Annotated in this window: 20 protein-coding genes, 3 tRNA genes and 1 other RNA gene; 22 read left to right on the top strand and 2 right to left on the bottom strand. The window is 58.0% G+C overall.

Annotation, left to right across the window (positions count from 1 at the left end; genetic code table 11):
- Positions 1 to 10 precede the first annotated feature (10 nt).
- The 12 genes from DXX99_RS03090 (at position 11) to DXX99_RS03035 (ending at position 8,541) form a co-directional block, all read left to right on the top strand.
- Entirely contained in the window at positions 11 to 568 is a 558-nt protein-coding gene (locus tag DXX99_RS03090) for an N-acetylmuramoyl-L-alanine amidase (RefSeq protein WP_115792046.1), read from the top strand.
- A 73-nt stretch (positions 569 to 641) separates the two neighbouring features.
- Positions 642 to 1,214: a nicotinate-nucleotide adenylyltransferase gene (nadD, locus tag DXX99_RS03085; RefSeq protein WP_115792105.1), complete on the top strand. Its 573-nt coding sequence runs from the start codon at positions 642 to 644 to the stop codon at positions 1,212 to 1,214.
- Between the two features lie 60 nt (positions 1,215 to 1,274).
- Complete coding sequence (locus tag DXX99_RS03080; protein WP_015738241.1) at positions 1,275 to 1,538, top strand: RNA recognition motif domain-containing protein; 264 nt, start codon at positions 1,275 to 1,277, stop codon at positions 1,536 to 1,538.
- A gap of 109 nt (positions 1,539 to 1,647) precedes the next feature.
- Positions 1,648 to 2,004, top strand: a complete 357-nt coding sequence (gene rsfS, locus DXX99_RS03075) for a ribosome silencing factor (protein WP_205664619.1) — start codon at positions 1,648 to 1,650, stop codon at positions 2,002 to 2,004.
- 11 nt (positions 2,005 to 2,015) lie between these two features.
- A complete protein-coding gene (locus DXX99_RS03070; protein WP_115792044.1) occupies positions 2,016 to 3,284 on the top strand; it encodes a M20 family metallo-hydrolase in 1,269 nt (422 codons plus the stop codon).
- A gap of 57 nt (positions 3,285 to 3,341) precedes the next feature.
- Positions 3,342 to 3,419: transfer RNA gene (locus DXX99_RS03065), tRNA-Asp, on the top strand.
- Between the two features lie 5 nt (positions 3,420 to 3,424).
- Positions 3,425 to 3,500 (top strand) — tRNA-Phe (locus DXX99_RS03060).
- Positions 3,501 to 3,522: 22 nt separating this feature from the next.
- Positions 3,523 to 3,597: transfer RNA gene (locus DXX99_RS03055), tRNA-Gly, on the top strand.
- Positions 3,598 to 3,847: 250 nt separating this feature from the next.
- Entirely contained in the window at positions 3,848 to 4,960 is a 1,113-nt protein-coding gene (locus tag DXX99_RS03050; RefSeq protein ID WP_240610799.1) for an HD-GYP domain-containing protein, read from the top strand.
- A 62-nt stretch (positions 4,961 to 5,022) separates the two neighbouring features.
- Entirely contained in the window at positions 5,023 to 6,099 is a 1,077-nt protein-coding gene (locus tag DXX99_RS03045) for a glycosyl hydrolase family 18 protein (protein WP_115792042.1), read from the top strand.
- A 76-nt stretch (positions 6,100 to 6,175) separates the two neighbouring features.
- Positions 6,176 to 7,285, top strand: coding sequence for a S1C family serine protease (locus DXX99_RS03040; protein ID WP_115792041.1), 1,110 nt, complete (start codon positions 6,176 to 6,178; stop codon positions 7,283 to 7,285).
- Positions 7,286 to 7,362: 77 nt separating this feature from the next.
- Entirely contained in the window at positions 7,363 to 8,541 is a 1,179-nt protein-coding gene (locus DXX99_RS03035) for a D-alanyl-D-alanine carboxypeptidase family protein (RefSeq protein ID WP_115792040.1), read from the top strand.
- On the opposite strand, the gene DXX99_RS03030 is transcribed toward DXX99_RS03035, so the two are convergent.
- Positions 8,538 to 9,449 carry a Na/Pi cotransporter family protein gene (locus DXX99_RS03030; protein ID WP_115792039.1) on the bottom strand — a complete coding sequence of 304 codons (912 nt, stop codon included), beginning with the start codon at positions 9,447 to 9,449 and terminating at the stop codon, positions 8,538 to 8,540. The genes DXX99_RS03035 and DXX99_RS03030 overlap by 4 nt on opposite strands.
- 126 nt (positions 9,450 to 9,575) lie before the next feature.
- On the opposite strand from DXX99_RS03030, the gene DXX99_RS03025 reads away from it, so the two are divergent.
- The 10 genes from DXX99_RS03025 (at position 9,576) to mnmA (ending at position 20,309) form a co-directional block, all read left to right on the top strand.
- Positions 9,576 to 10,019 (top strand): DUF4912 domain-containing protein, encoded by a 444-nt coding sequence (locus DXX99_RS03025; protein WP_115792038.1) that lies wholly within the window; start codon positions 9,576 to 9,578, stop codon positions 10,017 to 10,019.
- 7 nt (positions 10,020 to 10,026) lie between these two features.
- A complete protein-coding gene (locus DXX99_RS03020) occupies positions 10,027 to 12,834 on the top strand; it encodes a 1,4-alpha-glucan branching protein domain-containing protein (RefSeq protein ID WP_115792037.1) in 2,808 nt (935 codons plus the stop codon).
- Complete coding sequence (locus tag DXX99_RS03015; RefSeq protein ID WP_115792036.1) at positions 12,803 to 14,809, top strand: glycoside hydrolase family 15 protein; 2,007 nt, start codon at positions 12,803 to 12,805, stop codon at positions 14,807 to 14,809. The genes DXX99_RS03020 and DXX99_RS03015 overlap by 32 nt, the downstream gene beginning before the upstream one ends.
- Before the next feature lie 18 nt (positions 14,810 to 14,827).
- Positions 14,828 to 15,880 carry a uroporphyrinogen decarboxylase/cobalamine-independent methonine synthase family protein gene (locus DXX99_RS03010; protein ID WP_115792035.1) on the top strand — a complete coding sequence of 351 codons (1,053 nt, stop codon included), beginning with the start codon at positions 14,828 to 14,830 and terminating at the stop codon, positions 15,878 to 15,880.
- Position 15,881: 1 nt separating this feature from the next.
- Complete coding sequence (locus DXX99_RS03005) at positions 15,882 to 16,691, top strand: histidinol-phosphatase (RefSeq protein WP_115792034.1); 810 nt, start codon at positions 15,882 to 15,884, stop codon at positions 16,689 to 16,691.
- Positions 16,692 to 16,805: 114 nt separating this feature from the next.
- Positions 16,806 to 17,261 carry a pyruvoyl-dependent arginine decarboxylase gene (locus tag DXX99_RS03000; protein WP_165847675.1) on the top strand — a complete coding sequence of 152 codons (456 nt, stop codon included), beginning with the start codon at positions 16,806 to 16,808 and terminating at the stop codon, positions 17,259 to 17,261.
- Between the two features lie 21 nt (positions 17,262 to 17,282).
- Complete coding sequence (gene speE / locus DXX99_RS02995) at positions 17,283 to 18,116, top strand: polyamine aminopropyltransferase (protein ID WP_115792033.1); 834 nt, start codon at positions 17,283 to 17,285, stop codon at positions 18,114 to 18,116.
- A gap of 7 nt (positions 18,117 to 18,123) precedes the next feature.
- Positions 18,124 to 18,996, top strand: coding sequence for an agmatinase (speB, locus tag DXX99_RS02990; RefSeq protein ID WP_115792032.1), 873 nt, complete (start codon positions 18,124 to 18,126; stop codon positions 18,994 to 18,996).
- 50 nt (positions 18,997 to 19,046) lie between these two features.
- A non-coding RNA gene (gene ssrS / locus DXX99_RS02985) (6S RNA) lies at positions 19,047 to 19,231 on the top strand.
- A 34-nt stretch (positions 19,232 to 19,265) separates the two neighbouring features.
- Complete coding sequence (gene mnmA, locus DXX99_RS02980) at positions 19,266 to 20,309, top strand: tRNA 2-thiouridine(34) synthase MnmA (RefSeq protein WP_240610790.1); 1,044 nt, start codon at positions 19,266 to 19,268, stop codon at positions 20,307 to 20,309.
- Here mnmA and DXX99_RS02975 read toward each other — a convergent pair.
- Positions 20,281 to 21,357 carry a bis-aminopropyl spermidine synthase family protein gene (locus DXX99_RS02975; RefSeq protein WP_115792031.1) on the bottom strand — a complete coding sequence of 359 codons (1,077 nt, stop codon included), beginning with the start codon at positions 21,355 to 21,357 and terminating at the stop codon, positions 20,281 to 20,283. The genes mnmA and DXX99_RS02975 overlap by 29 nt on opposite strands.
- Positions 21,358 to 21,441 lie beyond the last annotated feature (84 nt).

Below are 21,441 nucleotides of genomic sequence, written 5' to 3'. Positions count from 1 at the left end.
GGGGGGAAAAGTGCGTATAGTGATTGATCCAGGGCACGGGGGAAGCGATCCGGGAGCGGTTTGCGGGAATTTGCGGGAGGCAGATCTCACCCTCAAGTTAGCCAAACTCATGGTGGAAAAGGTGGCTCCGCCGGCGACCATTATCCTGACGCGCAGGGAAGATCAAGACGTTTCGCTTAGTGAGAGGGTGCGGATAGCCAACTACCACAACGCCGACCTTTTCCTCTCCCTGCACTTCAACGCGGGCGGGGGGAGGGGCTTTGAAAGCTACGTTTATCCCTCCGCTCCTCCTCTCACCCGCTATTACCGACAAATCCTGCACGCGGCGGCCACCGGTTTCCTCCTCCCGCAAGGAACCCGAGACAGGGGAGGAAAGGAAGCCCCCTTTTACGTGCTTCGCTACACCCGCATGCCCGCAGTGCTTTTAGAATGCCTTTTTCTGGATCATCCCGAAGACGCAAGGCTTCTGTCCCAGGACGGCTTTTTGGAGGCGCTGGCTACGGCCATAGCTCAGGGAATAAGCGTGCTCAGGCGGGAGAAGGAGCTTTTGCGCAAATTCCTTGGCTGAAAGGGGAAAATTAGTCATTGATCGGGGGGCAGAAAAGGTTTATAATGGAGCCAAGCAGGATGGAGACCCCGGCATGCGCCTGGGTTTGTTGGGTGGGACTTTCGATCCCATTCACTTCGGCCACCTGGCAATAGCCGAAGCGGTGCGGTATGAGATGCGCCTGGATAAGGTGTATTTCATACCGAGCGGGCAACCCCCGCACAAGAGGAGGAGGGTTACGCCTGCCGAGCATCGCCTGGCGATGGTCAGGCTGGCCGTGGCCTCCAACCCGTACTTTGAGGTTTCGACCGTGGAGATCGAGCGTCCAGGTCCCTCCTATACCGTAGACACGGTAAAGGAGTTCCGTCGGCTCTTCCCGCAGGCAGAAGTCTTCTTTATCCTGGGGATGGATGCGCTGGCCGAGTTTTTGACCTGGCACCGCGTAGGGGAACTCTTAACGCTCTGCCACTTTGTGGTGGCTACGCGCCCAGGCTATCCCTCGGCGGTGAAAGGCGGACGGGGACGCAGGGTTACGGTGCTTCCGGTTCCAGGAGTAGCGGTTTCTTCCACGGAGATCCGGGAACGGGTCCGCGCAGGAAAGCCGATCAAGTATCTTCTGCCGGAAGCCGTAGAGGAGTATATCTACGCCCACGGTTTGTACCGGTAAAAGGCGCGGCGGAGGCAGTCATCCTGCGAGAACCATATCGAGTCAAGAGAGGTGAGGCAAGTGGCGCGGACCCTGTATGTGGGCAACCTGCCGTGGTCGACGCAAGCGGAAGAGCTGGCGGAGATCTTTTCGGCTTACGGCGAGGTGCTGTCCAGCCGGATCATCGTTGACCGGCAAACGGGTCGTTCGCGGGGCTTCGGCTTCGTCGAGGTGCGCGACGAAGACGCGGAGGCCATGATTCGGGCTCTCAACGGGGCCGAATATGGCGGGCGCGTGCTCGTAGTCAACGAAGCCCGCGAGCGGCAGAGCCGTCCTCGGCGCTAACCGGAGGACGATAAACTAGGGCGTAAGGGGCCAGGGGACGCTCGGGAGAAGAGCCGTCTTATGGCCCCTTATCCTCATATTATTAAAGCGAGGAGCGCGAGAGATCAAAGTGAAGCCTCGTGAAATAGTGGACCTCATTATCGAGGCTGCCCAGGAAAAGAAAGGCTACGACATCCTAGCTCTGGAAGTGGGCAAGCTTCTCCCCCTGTGCGACTACTTCGTGATCCTCAGCGGCAACAATCCCATTCAAGTAAAGGCCATAGCCGAGCACATAGAAAAGAAGCTGGCTGAGCAGGGCGTAAACCTGCTTCACCGGGAAGGGTTTCAGGAGGGGCGCTGGATTTTGCTCGATTTCGGCGACGTGGTGGTGCATGTCTTTCTGGAGGAGGAAAGGGAGTTTTACGGGCTGGAGCGCCTCTGGCGCGACGCACCGGTGTTCAGAAAAGAGGCCGCTCAGTTCGGCTAAGGAGGCTTTTTATGGTCGACCCGCGCGTATTGGAGGAAGTGGAGCGCCTGCGTGGCGAGATGGTGGAGGCGCTGGTGGAGCTCATCAAGATACCCGCTTTAAGTCCGGATAACGGGGGTGAAGGAGAACTCCGCAAGGCGGAGAAGCTGGAGGAAATCATCCGCCAGTGGCCCTTCGACCGAATAGAGCGCTACGATGCCCCAGACCCTAGAGCCTTGAACGGTATACGCCCCAACCTCCTGGCCTACTACTACGGCGAGCAAGGAGAGCAAAGTCCCCGCCTCTGGATTCTCACCCACCTGGACGTGGTCCCCCCGGGCGATCTAGAAAAGTGGACGGAGACTTCGCCCTTTAACCCTCTGCTCAAGGAAGGCAAGGTTTACGGCCGGGGAAGTGAAGACAACGGACAGAGCCTGGTAGCTTCCCTTTACGCGGTGAGGGCGCTTATGAACCTGGGTCTCAGGCCCAAGCGGACCTTTGTTTTAGCCTTCGTCAGCGACGAGGAGACGGGTAACAGGTACGGCATTGAGTGGCTCATGAAAAACCACCCGGAGCTTTTCCGCAGGGAGGACCTGGTTCTGGTGCCCGACGGGGGGAATCGGGAGGGGACTTTCATTGAGATCGCCGAGAAAAGCCTTCTCTGGCTGAAAGTAAAAGTAGAGGGGAAGCAGGTACACGGGAGCACCCCCCACAAGGGGTTCAACGCCTTTCGGGTAGCTTTGGATTACGCTCGGGTTCTCGACCAGCGTCTGCACGAGAAGTTCGACGTCGAAGACGAGCTTTTCGAATATCCGATAAGCTCCTTCGAGCCCACCATGGGGAGAAGCCTGAGCGACGCCCCTAATATAATTCCGGGGGAAGCGGAAGTCGTTTTCGATTGCCGGGTGCTTCCCTGCTACCGCTTGGACGAGATTTTGCACGAAGCCGAAACGCTGGCCCGGCGACTGGAAGGCGAGTACCGCCGGGAGCTTGGGGAGAGAACCTTTCCCCGGATCAAGCTTGAGGTGCTACAGCAGGTGGAGTCGCCCGCCACGCCGTCCGACAGCCCCATCGTGAAGCTCCTGCGTCGCGCGATAAGAGAGCTCAGGGGCAAGGAGGCCAGGGTGGGAGGTATCGGGGGAGGGACTTTTGCCGCCTACTTCCGTAGGCTCGGCATACCAGCGGCGGTCTGGGGTACTTTTGATGAACTGGCCCATCAGCCTAACGAGTACGCCCGGATCGACAACTTGGTGGAAGACGCCAAGGTCATGGCCTACTTGGGCCTCGCCGCAGAGATTTAACCTCTTCTTTTGTGCTTGACTTTGCCGGGGGGTTGAGCTATATTTAATAGTGGTTGCGGAGCTGTGGTGTAGCCTGGTTAACATACCTGCCTGTCACGCAGGAGATCGCGGGTTCAAATCCCGTCAGCTCCGCCATAAATGCCACGGTAGCTCAGGTGGTAGAGCAGAGGACTGAAAATCCTCGTGTCGGCGGTTCGACTCCGTCCCGTGGCACCAAAGCTTTAAAAGTGGTGAACGAGCGGAAGTGGCTCAGTGGTAGAGCATCGCCTTGCCAAGGCGAGGGTCGCGGGTTCGAATCCCGTCTTCCGCTCCATATAAGCAAGCCGAGGGTTTCCGCTCTACGCGGAAACCCTTTCTTGTTTTCTAGAGGGCTTATCAAAGTACCGGGCCACACTTTTCTGGCGGGGTTAATCTATCTGTCGCTTTTGAGGAAGGAATGAAGGTCAGGTGGTCTGAATCCCTTTAGAAAAAGTAGCTTTGTTCCGAAGGAAATTGTAGAAAAACGTCGAAGAAAAAGTTGGAAGCAATTTCGGCCTGGCCAGGAGGTGGGGTTTTTGCGGCGGGTGCCGGTAGACTTATTGCGGCCGGGGATGAAGGTCGGGCGGGCGTTGTATAGCTCCTCTGGCCAGCTGCTGGTGAATGCCGGGACACGGCTTACGGAGAAGGTAATCAACCGCTTGCGCCTCTTGGGCGTTTCCGCCATATACGTGGAAGACGGCTTTCTCGATGATGTCGAGGTAAAAGACGTAATCTCTGAAGAGCTGCGCTTGCAAGCACTTGTGAGGGTTAGGGAATTTTTCGAGAACCCGCCGCAAGGTGCCGGCCGGGCCGTCATCACAGTCAAAGCGGTGGTGGACACCGTAAAGGATTTGGTAGACGAGCTTTTAAGCTCTCCTAAAGTGGTTGTGAGCTTGGTTGACGTGCGGGCGCTAGATGACTACACCTTCGGACACAGCGTGAACGTCTGTCTCCTCTCCCTCCTCACAGGCATTTCTTTGGGCTACGATCGCAAAAGGCTTATCGCCTTAGGAGTGGGGGCTTTGCTACACGATGTGGGCAAGTCCAAAATTCCCCCGGAGGTACTGCAGAAACCGGGAAAGCTTACTCCTGAGGAATTTGCCCTGGTCAAATCGCACACGGTAGAAGGTTACCACCTGCTAAAGAAGGCAGGGATAGACAGTTCTGCGTGTGTAGTAGCCCATCAGCATCACGAGCGGTATTTGGGGCAAGGCTATCCGCAGGGACTGAAGGGCAAGGAAATTCACGAATTTGCTGCTATCTGCGGGGTAGCGGATGTCTTCGACGCCCTTACGGCCGACAGGTGTTATCGGCGGGCTTATCCGGTGCACGAGGCCTACGAATTCATTGCCGGTGCGGGCAATTTTCTTTTTGACTACCGGATAGTGCAGGCTTTTTTGGAAAATATAGCGGCTTACCCGGTGGGCACCGTGGTTCGCCTGTCCTCCGGAGCGGTGGGAGTGGTGGTCGAGACCAAGAGAGGAGCTACCCTGCGTCCCCGCGTACGCCTCTTTTTTGACGCCGAAGGAAACCGTCTCACTCCGCAGGAGATCGACTTAAGCGAAGCCAGGGACCTTACCATTGCGGAGGTTGTCCCGGAAGAGGAGTGGCAGAAAATGTTACGAGTGACAGGCGCTTCGGCTGCCGAGGCTGAATAGAGCCGGGAGGTAGAAAGCAAGCTATGGTCTAGGGAAGTTTTGAGGGTAATGGGGGAAGGCACATGGAGATGACCGAGAGGCAGAGGAGAGCTCTATACGCGCTGGTGGGGTGTTTGGTGCTCTTGTTCCTCGGCGCGGGGATAGGGGCAATGCGCAAGCCGGCAGTGCCGGCGCCACTTTACCGGCCGCAGGTGGTGGCCTTTTACGTGGACGAGCCGGGGCATCCCACCGATTCGTTCTCTTCGCTCAAAGCTCATGGCCGCCTGGTGGACGAAATTTCTCCACTTTGGTATAGCATTATGCCCGACGGAAGCTTGGATGTTAAAGTGAACCGGGAGGCTTTAAGAGTGGCCAGGTCTTACGGCTTGCGGGTGGTGCCGCTTATAAATGTGGGGAAAAATGACGATACTTTTCTGCGAGATCCTACTGTGCGCGACCGGACCATTGCCAACATAGTGGATGTGGTGAGAAGAGAGGGGTACGATGGGGTCAATTTGGACGTGCAGCTTATGCCGGTTAACGGCAAAAACTTCGCCCACGATCGTGACTTGCTCACCGACTTCGTCCGCAGGCTGCGAGACGCCTTGAAGCCCATGGGTAAGACGCTTGCCGTTTCGGTAGTGCCACACGTGCAGGTTTCTCCTGAAGTCTCGGGCATTTACGACTACGGGGCGCTGGCCCAGTTGGTGGACAAAGTGGCACTTATGACCTATGACCGCCACCAGGACTCTAGTCCTCCCGGTCCGGTAGCTCCCTTCGGTTGGGTAGAGGACAACATCAAGGAGGCTCTGAACCAAGGATTTAGGCGCGACCAGATTTTGCTGGGTATTGCCACTTATGGCTATGACTGGCCGGCAGGGCGGGCAGGGGGTTTTTCTCGTCCCACTAAGGAAATAATGGAGCACGCTTCTCGGTTAGGCGTGCCGGTAAAGTGGAGCGATCAGTACCAAGAACCCTATTACGTCTATACAGCACCCAACGGTAGGCAGCGGGAGATATGGTTTGAAAACAGCCATACTTTCCGACAGAAGATTGAACTCATGAAGAAGTATCGACTGGCTGGAATTGCTGTATGGCGGTTGGGCTTCGAGGAAAAGCGCTTCTGGGATACACTTAAGCGGCACTTCCCTGGGAAATGAGAAATTTTTAAAAAGCCTTTACGGTCTTGGCTAAAGCCAAGACCGTATTTTATAATCCCAAGCAGGGGGTGGGAAAATGAATTGGCGGCGCTGGATAGCGCCCGTTGCCCTTCTGGCCTTTGTAGCCGGTATATTTTTCACTGCCGGCTGCTTCTACGCTTCCAGCTCTAAGACTCCTGCGCTGGCGGACAACCAGGTGGCTCCCGGGGTGGGTCCGGAAGCCATCGCCAACATCGTGGCTCAGGCCAGCCCGGCGGTAGTGAAGATCGACACCATAGCTCCTAAGTTCGATCCTTTCTTTAACAACCCCTTTTTCCGGCAGTTTTTCGGCGATATTCCGCGGGTACAGGAATACCAGCAGGGGTTGGGATCAGGCTTCTTTATTTCTGACGATGGATACATATTAACTAACGAGCACGTGATCGATGGGGCTTCTCAAATCACGGTCACGGTTTCGGGTTTCTCCCAGCCTTTCAAAGCACGGGTGGTGGGTGCGGACTACGATCTTGATCTGGCCGTTTTAAAGATCGATGTGCCCCAGAAGGTGCCTTTTCTGAAGTTGGGCGATAGTGAGAAAATGCGGGTGGGGGATTGGGTGATCGCCATCGGCAACCCTTACGGTCTTGACCACACCGTCACCGTAGGTGTGCTCAGTGCCAAAGGCCGGCCGATCGATGTTGGCAACCGCCACTACAAGAATCTCTTGCAGACTGACGCCGCTATTAACCCGGGCAACAGCGGTGGCCCCCTTTTGAACCTCAAGGGTGAGGTCATAGGCATCAACACGGCGGTCAACGCCCAAGCTCAGGGGATAGGGTTTGCCATTCCCTCGGACACGGTGAAGAGCGTGCTCAACGAACTCATGACCAAGGGTAAGATCATCCGTCCCTGGTTAGGTGTGCAGATAGGACCGGTGGACGAGAATGTGGCCCAGTACCTGGGTCTGCCCAAGGCGGAAGGGGCGCTGGTGCTGGGGGTAGTTCCGGGCAGCCCAGCCGATAAGGCGGGCATCACCCGGGGGGATGTCATCCTGGAGATTAATGGAAAAAAGGTGAAGACTCCGGACGACCTAGTGGCGGCGGTCAAGGAGCTGAAGGTAGGGTCCCAGGCCAACCTCTTAGTCTGGCGGGGCGGCAAACTTGTAAGGGTGCAGCTTCAGGTGACGGAAAAGCCGGCAGGTTGGTAAGCTTAGGGCTTTGGTGACAGAAAGCGGGTAAGACTCTTACCCGCTTTCTCAGTTTTAAGAGCCGAGGAGGGTGAGTTTTGCGTCGAAGGGTGGCGGTAATAACTTTTATTTTTGTCTTTTTCTTGGGATTTGGTCGGGCTTGGGCCTCCCCGCCGGAGATCAAGGCGGAGGCGGCGGTGCTGATGGAAGCCGAGACCGGGCAAGTGCTTTACGCCAAAAACCCGGAGGAACACATGTATCCAGCCAGCACCACCAAGATCCTCACCGCCCTGGTGGTGCTGCAGTACGCACGGCTAAACGATCAGATTGTGGCTTCTCCGGAGGCGGTAAGCACCGAAGGCTCTTCCATCTGGCTCAAGGAGGGGGAGAAGCTTTCGGTCGAAGATGCGCTTTACGCCCTCCTGCTCAACTCGGCTAACGATGTGGCGGTGGCCTTGGCCCAGAAAGTGAGTGGCAGTGTTCCCGCCTTTGCTCAACTTATGAACGAAACGGCCAAGGCCTGTGGGGCTACTTCTTCCCACTTTACCAACCCGCACGGTCTACCCGATCCTGAGCACTACACCACTGCTCTCGATCTGGCCCGAATTACCCGGGTGGCACTGGGCAATCGCTTTTTTCGCGAGATAGTGGCTACCAAGACCTACACCCTCCACCGCCCGGCTCTGCCTGAACCCTTTGTCTTGGTCAACCACAACAAGTTGCTCTGGCGCTACGAGGGAGCCATAGGGGTGAAGACGGGCTACACCACGGTGGCCGGGCAGTGCCTGGTGGCGGCAGCCCGGCGTAACGGCCGGGAACTTATCGCCGTAGTCCTCAAGAGTGAGGGGACGGAGGTCTGGAACGACGCCGTAAAGCTGCTGGACTACGGCTTTAATGCCTTTAAGCCTGTAGAGCTTTTCAAGAAAGGGGAGGCTCTGGGCCAGGTCGGAATACCGGGGGGAAACCGGCCCCTGCTTCTGATCGCGGGGGAAAGCTTCACTTATTACGTTCCCGCGGAGGGGGGAGCTTTTTCTCTTCCCCGCTGGCAAATACACTTGAACCCGCTGCGCTTGCCGGTAAAGGCGGGGGAAGGGGTGGGAGAGGTGCTGGTGACCACAGGTAAAGGGGAAGGAATGAAGATCCCCCTGGTGGCTGGGAATGCGGTTTCCCTTCTCCCCTTTTGGCAGCGCACCGGCGGCAAGGTGATACTGGGCGTTCTGGGGCTGGCGGTTGGAGCCATTTACGCCTCCCGTCGGCGTCGGAAGCGGCGTCTCTAGCGGTCGGGCAAGAGTTTCTCCAGGAAGCGAGCTAAGGGGCGGCAAAAAGGGAGTAGCACAAGGCTGGTTATGAGATTATACAGGGTGTGGGCGTTGGCGACCTCGTGCGCTGGCCCGGAGCTAAGCCACCGGGCCAGCATCCCCCAAGGATAGAGTAAGGGAAAAAAGAGTAAGGCCCCTCCCAGGTTAACCAGGAAGTGGGCCAGCGCTACCCTCCTCCCGGCGTTGGAACTGACCAAAGAGACGAGAAGCGCTGTGAAGCAGGTTCCTAAGTTGTTGCCCAAGACGAATACCAAGGCCGTCTCGCGACTTACCATTCCCTGGGCGTAGAGGGTCATGGCCAGGCCGGTGGTCAGGCTGGAGGAGTGCAACAGGGCGGTGACCAGGGTGGATAGGAGGAAGGCTAGAAGGTGACTTTTTTCGGCGGCGTTGAGCGGGGCCAGAAGCCAAGGATGCTGCTCCAGTTTCCTGCACCCGATTTCGAACCAGGCGATTCCCGCGAATATCAAGCCCAGCCCTAAAAGCGCCATCCCGGCGTGCCGCCAAGGGGGGCGCTTCGGCAAGAGAAAAATCCCCAGAGTGCCCAGGTAATAAGCCAGTGATCCCGGTTTTAAAACCATGAGTTGCACCGTGAGAGTGGTCCCCACATTGGCTCCTAGGATGATCCCAATGGCTTCCGGCAAGGAAAGGAAGTGGCTATGCACCAAACCCACGGTCAAAACCGAGACAGCGGTGCTGCTCTGGGTGAGGGCGGCGGCTGCCAGACCGGCTAAAAATGAGCGCCAGGGACCGACGAGCAGGTTACCGAGCAAAGCGGTCGCCCGGCTGCCCGCCAGCCGAACCAGCCCCTCCTGAATAAGCTTTAGCCCTCCTAAGAGTAGAAGGAATCCTACTGCTACCTCGAGCATCTTCCCTCGGCGAAAAATTTTATGTCCTTAAGTTCTCCCCCATGCTAAAATAAGAATGAGCAGGAGAAAAATGGCGGGGAGTGGAGTGAATATGTGTGCATACCTTTGGAGAGAGGAGGCCCAAATATGGGGGAGTCGCGCCTCGCCGGGGGGTACGGGGATAATGTGCTAGTTTTGCTCTCCCGCGAGCCCTCGGTGCTGTTCGCTTATTGGGAGCTATCGCCTGCCACTCAGTTGGTGATTGTGGGTAAAAAGTGGGGTTTGCGCCTCTGGTCCCGTCGCGGCGCCCACCTGACGCTATTGCGCGAAGTGTTTCCCTCCTTCTTCTGCGGCGATTGGTACTTCACCGAACTGGAGGCCGGCGCGAGCTATCGGTGCGAGCTCGGCTGGTGGGAGAATAGTTTTTTCGTTCCTCTACTGGTTTCCGACTGGACCGAGACTCCGCCCGTACCTGTTCCCTGGCGACCTCCCTTGCCGGAGGAATTGCCGGAAGTGAGGCTTCTGGTGGAGGCGGAACTAGAAGTCGGGGTGGGTTATTTCTCCTGGATCAGTCCGCTAAAAAAGGAGTGAGAAAGTTTTGGCCCGCGGTTACCTGGCCCTGGTGTTGCACGCCCATCTCCCCTTTGTCCGTCACCCGGAGAAAGAGAGGCAGCTGGAGGAAAATTGGCTTTATCAGGCCCTCAACGAGTGCTACCTTCCCTTACTCGACCTCTTTCACCGGCTGGTGAAAGAGAAGATACCTTTCCGCTTGACCATCTCCCTTTCCCCCACTCTTCTTAGCATGCTCTCCGACCCTCTGCTCATGGGGAGGTTTGAGGCCTACTTAGAAAGGCTTTTGGCTTTAGCCTCCCGGGAAAAGGAGCGTACTTTCGGTACCCCCTTTTACCCCTTGGCGCTCTTCTACGAGGAGCGCCTGAGGCGCCATTCCCGGCTTTTTGCCGACGAGTGGAGGCGCGACTTAATCGGGGCATTCAAGCAGTTAAGGGAAGCAGGGGTGCTGGAACTCATCACCACCTGCGCTACCCACGGTTACCTGCCCCTCATCCGCGGGCGCGAGGCGCGGCGGGCGCAAATCCGCACCGGACTCGATCATTTCGCTGCTTGCTTCGGCTTCCGCCCCTCTGGTTTCTGGCTGCCGGAGTGCGGCTATACCCCTGGTGTGGACGAGCTCCTGGCGGAGGAAGGCATCCGCTACTTTTTCCTGGAAACGCACGGGATTTTGAGTGCTTCGCCCCCGCCGCCGTACGGGGTCTATGCTCCCGTTCTTACCCCGGCAGGGGTAGCGGCGTTGGGGCGGGATCCTGACAGTTCCCGGCAGGTGTGGGACCGGCACGTCGGCTACCCCGGCGACTACTGGTACCGGGAGTATTACCGCGACATAGGGTACGAGCTTCCCTGGGATTACTTGGCCCCTTATCTACCTTCCGATGCGGTCAGGATTGATACCGGCTTTAAGTACTACCGCATTACGGGGAGGGAGGAAAAGGAGCCTTACCGGCCAGAAAAGGCGCGGGAAAAAGCGGCCGAGCACGCCCGGCACTTCTGGCAGCAGCGCTCGGAGCAGGCGGAGTACCTTTACCGCTGCTTGGGCCGGCCGCCCATAATCGTGGCTCCCTATGACGCCGAGCTCTTCGGCCACTGGTGGTTCGAGGGCCCCTGGTGGCTAGAAGACTTGTTGCGTCTGGGGAAGACCGGAGAGGATGGGCTTTTGCTGGCCACCCCTTTTGATTACCTGCAGGTTCATCCCCCCACCCACCGGACTCAACTCGGCCTTTCTAGCTGGGGGGAAGGGGGGTATAGCCGCGTGTGGCTTAATCCGACCAACGACTGGATCTACCGCCACACCCATCGGATGGAGGCGAAGATGACCATCCTCTGCGATTTGTATCCCGAGGCAGAGGGGCTTAGAAAGCGGGCGCTTAACCAGGCGGCGCGGGAGCTTTTGCTGGCCCAGTCCAGTGACTGGGCCTTCATTCTCTACGTGGGCTCGACAGTGGAGTACGCCCGTAGAAGGGTGGAAGAACACGTTACCAACTTCTGGCGCTTGGTAGAAGGGGTGCTTCAGGAAAGGATAGAGGAAGCGTTTCTCCAACAGTGCGAGGCCAAAAATAACCTCTTTCCCTGGCTCGACTACCGGGTTTACAGCCGCTTCTGGCAGCGGGACGGACTCAGGAAACCGCGCCTTAAGGTGCTTTTCCTTTCCTGGGAGTACCCTCCCCGCGTGGTGGGCGGGCTAGGAAGGCATGTCTACGATCTCACCCGGGCCTTGGCCCGTTGGGACCAGGACATCACCGTGCTTACCGTGGGCTCTCCAGAGGTGCCCGCCTATGAGGAGATCGAAGGGGTAAAGGTCCACCGGGTCGAGGTGGAAGGAAGAGACTTTTTGGCCTGGGTGGAAAACATGAACCGGGCCATGGTCGAAAGAATGGAGCAGCTAAAGAACCAAGGAGAAAGTTTCGATTTGCTTCACGGACACGACTGGATGATAGCAGAAGCAGCCCTGTGGGCCAGAAGTGAGCTAGGTCTTCCGCTAGTGGTTACCATCCACGCCACCGAGTACGGGCGCCACGGGGGGATTTACACCCCCCTTCAGGCTTTTATTCACGAAAGGGAGGGGCATTTAGCCCAAGCTGCCGACCTCATCGTGTGCTGCAGCGAGTACATGCGGCGGGAGGTGAGTGGACTTTTCGGAGTAAAACGCGATAAGATTAAAGTGATACCTAACGGGGTTGATCCGAAAACGCTGGGGGTTGAGGGGTGGCGGGGACCAGCACCGCCTTCTCCTAAGCCGCTGATCGTTTTTCTGGGCCGTTTGGTACCGGAAAAGGGAGCGCAGGATCTGGTAAAGGCCCTTCCCCTTATCCGAAAAAAGATCCCCGGTGCTCGGCTGGTGCTTTGCGGCCGGGGCTATTATGAAGAGGAGCTGCGCCGCTGCGTGCAGCGGGAAGGGGTAGAAGACTGCGTGACCTTTGCCGGTTTCGTGGACGGCCGGACCAGGGAAGCTTTATTGCGCGAGGCGGCGGTAGCCGTCTTCCCTAGCCACTATGAACCCTTCGGTATCGTAGCCCTGGAAGCCATGGCGGCTCAGGTGCCGGTGGTGGTGGGGGACACGGGGGGCCTAGCGGAGCTGGTGGAGCACGGTGTCGACGGCTTTAAGTTCCCTCCCGGCGACTATCGCCTACTGGCCCGCTATGTGGTGGAGCTCTTGCGCCATCGCTCGCTAGCTGAGGAATTTTGCCGCCGCGCCTGGCTTAAGGTTCGTTCTCGCTACTGCTGGCGGCACTTGGCGGGCGTCACTTTGGAGGTCTACAACGAGCTTTTGGCCCGAAAAAGAGAAGTTGGAGGGGAAAAGATTGCCACGCCCTCTGGTGATAGGCAACGGTAGGATAATGGTTACCTTCGACGGAAACCTGGAGATGCGTGACTTCTTTTATCCGTATGTGGGGCAATGGAACCATCTCCAGGGCAACCGGAACCGTCTGGGGGTGTGGACGGAGGGAAGGTTTAGTTGGGTAAGCGAGCCGTCCTGGGAGAAGTGCCTGAGCTATAAAGAAGACACTCTGGTGACCGATTGCCGGGCCTTCAATGCCGAGCTAGAGGTGAGCCTCCTGATAAACGATACGGTGCATCGGCGGGAGAATATTTATCTCAAGCGTATAGTGGTGCAAAATCTGGCTAACCGAGAGCGGGAGATAAGGCTTTTTCTAGGGCAGGACTTCTCGGTGGACGAAAACGAGGTGGGAGATACCGTCTTCTTCGACCCCTTTCGGCACGTCTTATGTCACTATAAGCGCAATCGCTACTTCCTCATAGCCGGCCGGAGCAGCCGGGGGTTTTTCGATCAGTTCGCCACCGGGGTGAAGGGCTTTGCTGGAGCGGAGGGGACCTGGCGCGATGCCGAGGACGGGGTCTTAAGCGGCAATGCTATCGCTCAGGGTTCGGTGGACAGCGTCATAGGCTTCAACCTCTTTCTTCCCCCCTGGGGGGAAGAGACCGTCTTCTACTGGATCTGCGTGGGGCGCAACATCCAGGAGGTAAGAGCTTTAGATCATTTCGTGCGGGAGCAGACTCCGGAAGAGCTCTTTTTCCGAATGGAGACTTTCGGACCGGCTTTCCTTTCCGTGCGCCCGCGCGAGGAGCAGTTGGTGGAAGATCTTTCTCCCCAGCTTCTAAGCGCTTGCCGGCGCAGCTTGCTCATTGTCCGCTTGCATGTCGACGATGAGGGAGCCATCATCGCCTCCCCTGACTCCGATATTCTCTCCACCAACCGCGATCACTACTGTTACCTCTGGCCACGCGATGGGGCCTTTATCGCCTATTCCCTCATAAAGTCCGGTTACGGTCGGCTCACCCGGAAGTTCTTCGAGTTCTGCGCCGACGCCTTAACCGACAAGGGCTATCTTTTACACAAATACAATCCCGACGGCACAGTAGGGTCTAGCTGGCATCCTTGGCTGGCCGAAGGGGTCATTCAGCTTCCCATCCAGGAGGACGAGACAGCACTAGTCCTGTGGGCACTCTGGGAATATTACCAAGAAGAAAGGGATCTGGAGTTTGTTTTGAAGCAATACCACGCCTTCGCACGCCCGGCAGCTAATTTCCTCTGCGGCTATGTGGATAAGGCTTTGCATCTTCCTGCCGAGTCCTACGATCTCTGGGAGGAGAGGCGCGGCATTTTCACCTTCACGGCCTCGACGGTGTACGCTGGTCTCAGGGCAGCAGGAAATCTCGCGGAGCTTTTCGGGCAGCCTCGCCTGGCGGAGCACTACCGCCAGAGCGCGGAGGAGATAAGGGAGGGAATCCTTAAGCACCTCTACGATCCGGCACGAGAGTATTTTCTGCGGGGCTTAATCTTCAACCGGGAGACCGGCTGTTTCGAGCCCGACCCTACGGTGGACAGCAGCGTGGCCGGGGTATTCCTCTTTGGTGTGCTTCCCCCGCACGACTACCGGGTGGGGAAGACGATGGAAAAGGTGCGGGAGACCCTCTGGGTGAAAACCCCGGTGGGAGGGATTGCCCGGTACTATGGGGATTATTACTTCCGGCAGACGGAGGACCTGAGCAGAGTGCCGGGCAACCCCTGGATCATATGCACCCTCTGGCTGGCTCAGTACTATATCCGGGTGGCCCGGAGTATTGAGGAGCTGCGTAGGGCGCGTGAATTGCTGGAGTGGTGCGTGCGCCACTCTTTACCTACCGGTGTGATGCCCGAGCAACTGCACCCTTTTACCGGAGCGCCTCTCTCCGTAGCTCCTCTTGCCTGGTCACACTCTACCTATGTCACCGCTTTGCAGGAATACCGTGCCCGCTACCGCGAACTCCTGCGGGCGCGGGAAGAGCTACAGTTTACCTTTGGCTGATCAAGGGGGCTTGAAGCGTTGTTACACGGCTACGCTACGGGAATCGGCAGTCTACCCTACCGGGAAGTGGAACCGGCTTTAAAGCTTATTGCCCGTCACTTTCCCCTTTTTCCCCACTGGCCTCAACTACCGCGGCGCACTCCGGCCGAAGGCTTCGTCACCCAGTTTCTAAGCGGTCTTAAAGTACACGGGGTCCTGGGAGAAGGAGAGAAGCCCAGTTTCCTTAACCAGGCCGAGGACTGGCCCGATAGGCTCACTCGCTTCTACACCTTCTACCTGGGAGCGGAAGAGGGGAGCGAGGAGGCACTGGCCACCTTTATCCCACCGCGCGAGGCTATAAGCGGCTTTTATGCTTTCCAGGAGGCGGTGGAGCGGGGGGAGTTCGATCGGGCGCGGGCTTTCAAAGGGCAGATAGTGGGCCCCTTGACCGCGGGCTTTCAATTGACCGATGCGGCTGGCCGCCCGGCCTACTACGACCTGGAGCTACGTGAGCTCATCCTGCGCACCCTGCAACTGGCAGCTAGATGGCAGGCCAGGGAGCTCAAGCGCTGGGGCAGGCCGGTGGCGATCTTCATAGACGAGCCGGGCGTAAGCATTTACGGCCAGTCCACTTACATAACCGTCACCAGGGAGCAGATAATGGCCGATATGGGTGTCCTGGTGGCAACGCTCAAGGAGGAAGGGGTTTACGTCGGGGTGCATTCTTGTGCAGCGGTGGACTGGAGTCTGCTCCTGGACCTTCCCATAGACATCCTGAGTTTTGACGCCTACGGCTACTTTTCTTCCCTCTTCCCCTTCCGCCGGGAGTTGGCCGCTTTCCTGAAGCGGGGAGGGGTTCTGGCCTGGGGGATAGTGCCTACCAGCGAAAAGGCTTGGGAAGAAGACCTCTCCTCTTTGCGCCGGCGGCTGGAGGAAGATTGGGCGCAGCTGGTGGACAAGGGTATTCCGGAGAAGGTTTTGCGGGAGCAATGGCTGATAACGCCCAGCTGCGGCACGGGGCTCTTGCCCGAGGATCTGGCCGAGCGCATCTACACCCTGACTAGCATCCTGGCGGCTTCCCTGGGAGGATAGGATGGGCTTGGTCGACTATCACGTGCACACCGCGCGTTGCGGGCACGCCGTGGGCGAGGTGGGTGAGTACCTGCGGCAGGCGGAAAAGGTAGGGCTTAAGGAACTGGGCTTTGCCGACCATTTGCCCCTTTACTTCCTCCCACCAGAGGAGCGGGACCCGGGACTGGCCATGCCGCAGGCCCAGTTGGGTGATTACGTGAGGGAGATTACAGGGCTCAAAGGGAAGTCGGTAGTGGAAGTAAAGCTGGGCATTGAGGCCGACTATGTTCCCGGTTGGGAAGAGGAACTGAGAAAGCTTCTTTCCGCCCACCCTTTCGATTACGTGCTGGGCTCGATACATTTCCTTGACGGCTGGGGTTTCGATAATCCGGCGGAGATCGAGGGATACCGAGGCAAGGATCTCGACCTTTTATACGAGCAGTATTTTTCTTTGCTGCAAAGGTTGGCTAGCAGCCAGCTTTTCGATGTCGTAGCTCATCCTGACCTCATAAAGAAATTTGGTTTCTTACCCAGCCGCGACCTTAAGCCCCTTTACCAGGAGACGGTGAAAATCATAGCTGCGGCCGATCTGGCAGTGGAGGTAAACACGGCGGGGCTACGCCACCCGGTGAAGGAGATCTACCCGGCGGCGGAGTTCCTTTTCCTCTGTCGGCGCTACCGAGTGCCAGTGACTTTGGGTTCGGACGCTCACCGACCCGAGGACGTGGGGCGCGACTTCGACCGGGCACTGGAGCTCCTGCGGGAAGCGGGCTATTGCGAAGTGGCTGTCTTCACCGCCCGAAAACGGCGCTCTCACCGGTTACCTATTTAAATTTTCCCCCGAGGGCTAGCGGTCGGGAGGAGAGGAAGGTATAATTATCACCGTTATGAGGGATATCCACTTCACAAACGCCAAAGGGGAGTGTGGAAAGAAGTGGCGCCAGGCTTGCCTACGCCCAAAAAGTACTTCGTGACTGCTGGGGCTGCCGAAGGATCGACGCCGCTAAACGCTTTCGACAACGCTTTGCTGGCGGCCCGCATCGGTAATGTGAACCTCATTCGGGTTTCCAGCATTCTCCCGCCCGGAACCGAATTCGATCCCAATCTGGAACTTCCCCCGGGGTCGCTGGTTCCCACGGCCTACGGCTATATCATCTCCACCACCCCGGGAGAGATAATCTCCGCCGCCTGCGGGGTAGGGATTTCGCGGGAGAGCTTTGGAGTGATTATGGAATTTTCCGGTAAATGCACCGCGCAGGAGGCCAGGGCCCAGATCGAGAACATGATAAGGGAAGCCTTTGCCCGCCGAGGCATGGAATTGGTGGACATGAAGATAGAGGCAGTGGAGCATGAGGTCAAGCGCATCGCTTGCGCCTTGGCAGCCGTGCCGCTCTGGTACTAGTCGGGGGAGGGGAGAAGCGGCGTGGAGCTCTGGTACACCGAAAACCAGAACGACGACCTGCGCTTCAGCTGCCGGGTGACCAGAACCCTGCACGTGGAGAAGACCCCCTTTCAGCACTTGGCTGTGTTGGAAACCCCCTGTTTTGGTCGGGTGTTGGTGCTGGACGGGATCGTGCAGACTACGGTGTGGGATGAGTTCATGTACCACGAGATGATCGCCCACGTCCCTCTCAATACCCATCCCCGGCCGGAAAAGGTGTTGATCATCGGGGGAGGAGACGGCGGCACGGCCCGCGAGGTAGTGCGGCACCCAAAGGTTAAAAACGCGGTGATGGTGGAAATCGACGAGCGCGTGATCGCGGTTTCCCGGCAATACCTACCGGAGCTCAGCCGAGGGCTGGACGATCCCAAGCTGGAGTTGCGGATCGAGGACGGCATTGAGTATGTGACCAAGCACCCGGGGGAGTATGACGTGATCCTCATAGATTCTCCCGACCCTATAGGTCCGGCCAAAGGCCTTTTCGGGCGCCAGTTCTACGAGGGGGTGGCGGCGGCGCTGAAGGAAGACGGGCTTTTTGTGGCCCAGACCGAGTCCCCCCTCTTCAACCCTGATCTCATAGCCGAGATTTACCGCAACTTGAGGGAAATCTTCCCTATAGTGCGGCTTTACCTTACCTGCGTACCTACTTATCCAGGGGGGATGTGGAGCTTCACCTTGGCCTCCAAGAAGTACGATCCACTGGAGGTAAAGCCGGAGGACATCCCGGCCCTTCCCTATCGTTATTACAACGCCGAAATCCACCGCGCTGCCTTTGCCCTTCCGCAATTCTTGCAAGAGATCTTGCGTCGGGCGTAAAGGTTGTATGGAAGTAAAAAGCCATACCTTTCTGGGGGCCGGAGAAGACTACGAAGGGGCGAAGGCGGTGCTGGTGGGGGCGGGGCTGGATGTGACCGTGTGTTTCCGCCCGGGGACGCGCGAGGGTCCATACGCCATCCGCCACCTATCCCAATGTCTGGAAGAATATAGCCTGGATCTGGAGGGGGATCTGCGCCAAGTTCCCTTCTGCGATCTAGGGGACATAGAACTGCCGCTGGGGCATGTGGAAAGTGCCTTGGAGGCGATCGAAAAGGTCGTTTCCCGGCTGGTAGAAGAAGGCAAGCTCCCCATACTTTTAGGAGGGGAGCACCTGGTGTCCCTGCCGGCCATTAAGGCTGTTTACCGGTTTTATCCGGATCTGATGGTTTTGCATCTGGACGCCCACGCCGACCTGCGCGACGAGTACCTGGGGACACCTCTTTCCCACGCCACGGTGATGCGGCGGGTGGCCGAAATCCTAGGCCCGGGGCGTGTTTTTCAACTGGGAATACGCTCGGCCGACCGGGAGGAATTAGACTTCGCCCGGAGTTGGACGCGCCTTTACCGGCACGAGGTCTTTCGGCCCTTCCAGACGGTGCGGCCGGAGCTGGAGAACAAGCCTGTCTACCTCACTCTAGACATCGACGTGGTAGACCCGGCTTTTGCTCCCGGCGTGGGGACGCCCGAGCCCAACGGAATCACCCCGGCCGAGCTTCTTAAAACCATCCACGCCCTGATGGGTTTGAGGCTGGTGGGGGCCGATGTGGTGGAGGTCAATCCGGCCTTCGACCGGGCGGGGCTAGCTCCTTTGCTGGCAGCTAAGGTCATAAGAGAGCTTCTCATTATCTGGGCGCGGGGAGAAGGCAAAACTGGTGTTTGATTCCGGGATCTTGCGCCCCTCCGCACATTGTGATAACATAACAGTAGAAAAAAGCCCTGCGGTGAGCGTGGACCTCTTGAAGTCCTGAGCCAACACCAAAAGAAAGGGAGCCCGGACTCTGGTCGCGGCTCGCACGCCTCCGCGCGAGGTAGCGAAAAGTGACCAGGAGGGCACCCACCTGTCGGGAGACGGGTTCACGGAGACTTTGAGGGTTCACGTCACGCGCGGGGTTTTTCTTTTGCGGCAGAAGCTAAAGGGGAGGTTTGTCCGTGCCTTTGACCCGCGTGGCGGTAGCTCTTTCCGGCGGGGTGGATAGTGCTGCGGCCGCCTATCTCCTCCTGCGGTCCGGCCATGAGGTCTTCGGGGTGACCATGCTGGTGACCGGGGAAGAGGGAAAAAGGGCGGCGGAAGTAGCGGAAAAACTCGGCATTCCCCATTTTGTCTTTGACCTGCGGCGGGAGTTTGTTCAGGAAGTTGTAAAACCCTTCGTCGAGGCCTATCTTGCCGGCCTCACCCCCAACCCCTGCGTCTGGTGCAACCGCAAACTCAAGTTTGGTCTCCTGCTGGAGGAGGCGCTAAAACTCGGCGCCGATTTTCTGGCTACCGGCCACTACGCGCGGGTGTGGTTTGATCTTGACCGTAAGCGCTACCTCCTGGCCAGAGGAAGGGACAGGCGTAAGGATCAAAGTTACTTCCTCTACCCTCTCAGCCAGCGACAGCTGGCCCGCGTGCTTTTCCCCTTGGGGGAGCGCACCAAGGCCGAAAGTCTAGCTTTGGTAAAAGAACTGGGTCTTTCCTTGCGGGAAGAAAGCCAGGATATTTGTTTTCTCAAGGGTGGCGATTACCGGGAGCTCGTGAAGGCTATGGCCCAGGAAAAGGTAAAGCCCGGCCCCATTTTGGACCCTCAGGGGAAAAGGATAGGTACCCACCGGGGCTTGGCCTTTTATACCGTAGGGCAGAGGCGGGGGCTAAGGTACGCCTGGGGAAAGCCCTACTACGTCCTGGCCCTTGACCCCCGCCGCAACGCCCTCATCGTGGGACCGGAAGAGATGCTTTATCGTCCTTTCTGCCGGGTCGAAGAGGTCAATTTCATCCTTTTCGAGCGTCCTACCGGTCCTTTTGCGGCTGCCGTGCAGGTGAGATATACTTCTCCTCCCGTCCCGGCCACCGTTCTCCCCGAAGGAGATAGGGTAGCTAAAGTTGAGTTTGCCTCTCCCCAGCGTGCCGTGACCCCCGGACAGGCGGCGGTCTTCTACCAGGAGGACTTGGTGGTGGGTGGCGGTACTATTGCTCCTTACGAAAGCGACGGGTGAAGATGAGCGCCTCCTGGTCTTCGTAAAGTGGTGCTCCCTTCATCTCTTCTTCGTGCCGGAAGAAGTTATCGTCCACCGTCTCTATCCGGAACATGGCCGAGCGGTACCAATTGTAGCGCGGCCAGGTCTGCACGAAGGAAAGGTCGTTGCGCACGCTCTCCAGGAGGTAGTCCCAGTTGACATACTCGTTAAAATCGTGGATGATGTCGGTTATCACCACGTTGAACTGGCCGGTGAGTTGGGCTTGGAAGGCGCGCCACTTGGTCAAGGAGGACTCGGCGCGGGTGAGCCCGAAGTAACCGGCTCCCCCGGCTCCTCTGAGCCCCGACAGACCTCTGCCGATGAAGATGGCCAAGGCCTCCAGGGTCTCGGGCGGATCGGTGAGGAAGGTGTCAAACTGGCGCCTGAGTTCTGCAGGAAGGGGGTGTACGAGATCGAAAATGTGGGCCTCCACGGGCAGATTTTCTTTTTCGGCTACCTGCCGGATGAAGTTGACTAGGCGCTCATCCACCTCTAGAACCACTACCCGCCGGGGGAGGCCGGAAAGGCCAGCGGCCAAGCTTACCAGGTCGTCGTCTCCCAGTACTAGCAGGTCTTTGCCCTGGATGTCGCCGCGGTCAGCCATCAAGGCTATCCGGGCTACGGTGGTCTCCTCGGTCACGAACCCCTGATCGTAGTCGATAATGGGAAGCGGTCTCTCTGCCACCACTTCTTTGAAGCGTTGCAGTAGATTCTGCCACCGCTCGATGCTTATGCCGCGCCGGTTGCAGGCTTTACACCCCGACTCGATGGGCGGCTTTATTCCCTGTTCATTTACCAGTTCGCGGCCGGCCGGGGTGAGCTCCAGGTGCTGGTTTTCCACTTTGACCCAGCCGCGCTCGGCAAAAAACTTGAGGCTTTCCGCCACCACGTTGAAGGGGCGGCCAGAAAGATGGGTTATGTGCCAGAATTCTTTGGCACAAGCCAAGGCGCTCAGAACTTTCTTTAGGTCGGCGCTCGTAATAGGGATTCCCGTCCTTTTGCTAAGCTCAGCGGCGTAAGCTTCCATAATCCCCTCCCTTTACCCCGGAAGTTTTTTGGCGAACCAAACAAGAATACTATATGCTTTGCTCCTGAAAAGCAAGGGGTTGCG

Source organism: Ammonifex thiophilus, assembly GCF_003368535.1.
GTDB lineage: Bacteria > Bacillota > Desulfotomaculia > Desulfotomaculales > Ammonificaceae > Ammonifex > Ammonifex thiophilus.
The sequence above is the reverse complement of the archived record's forward strand: the minus strand, read 5'-3'. Positions and strand labels throughout refer to the sequence as shown.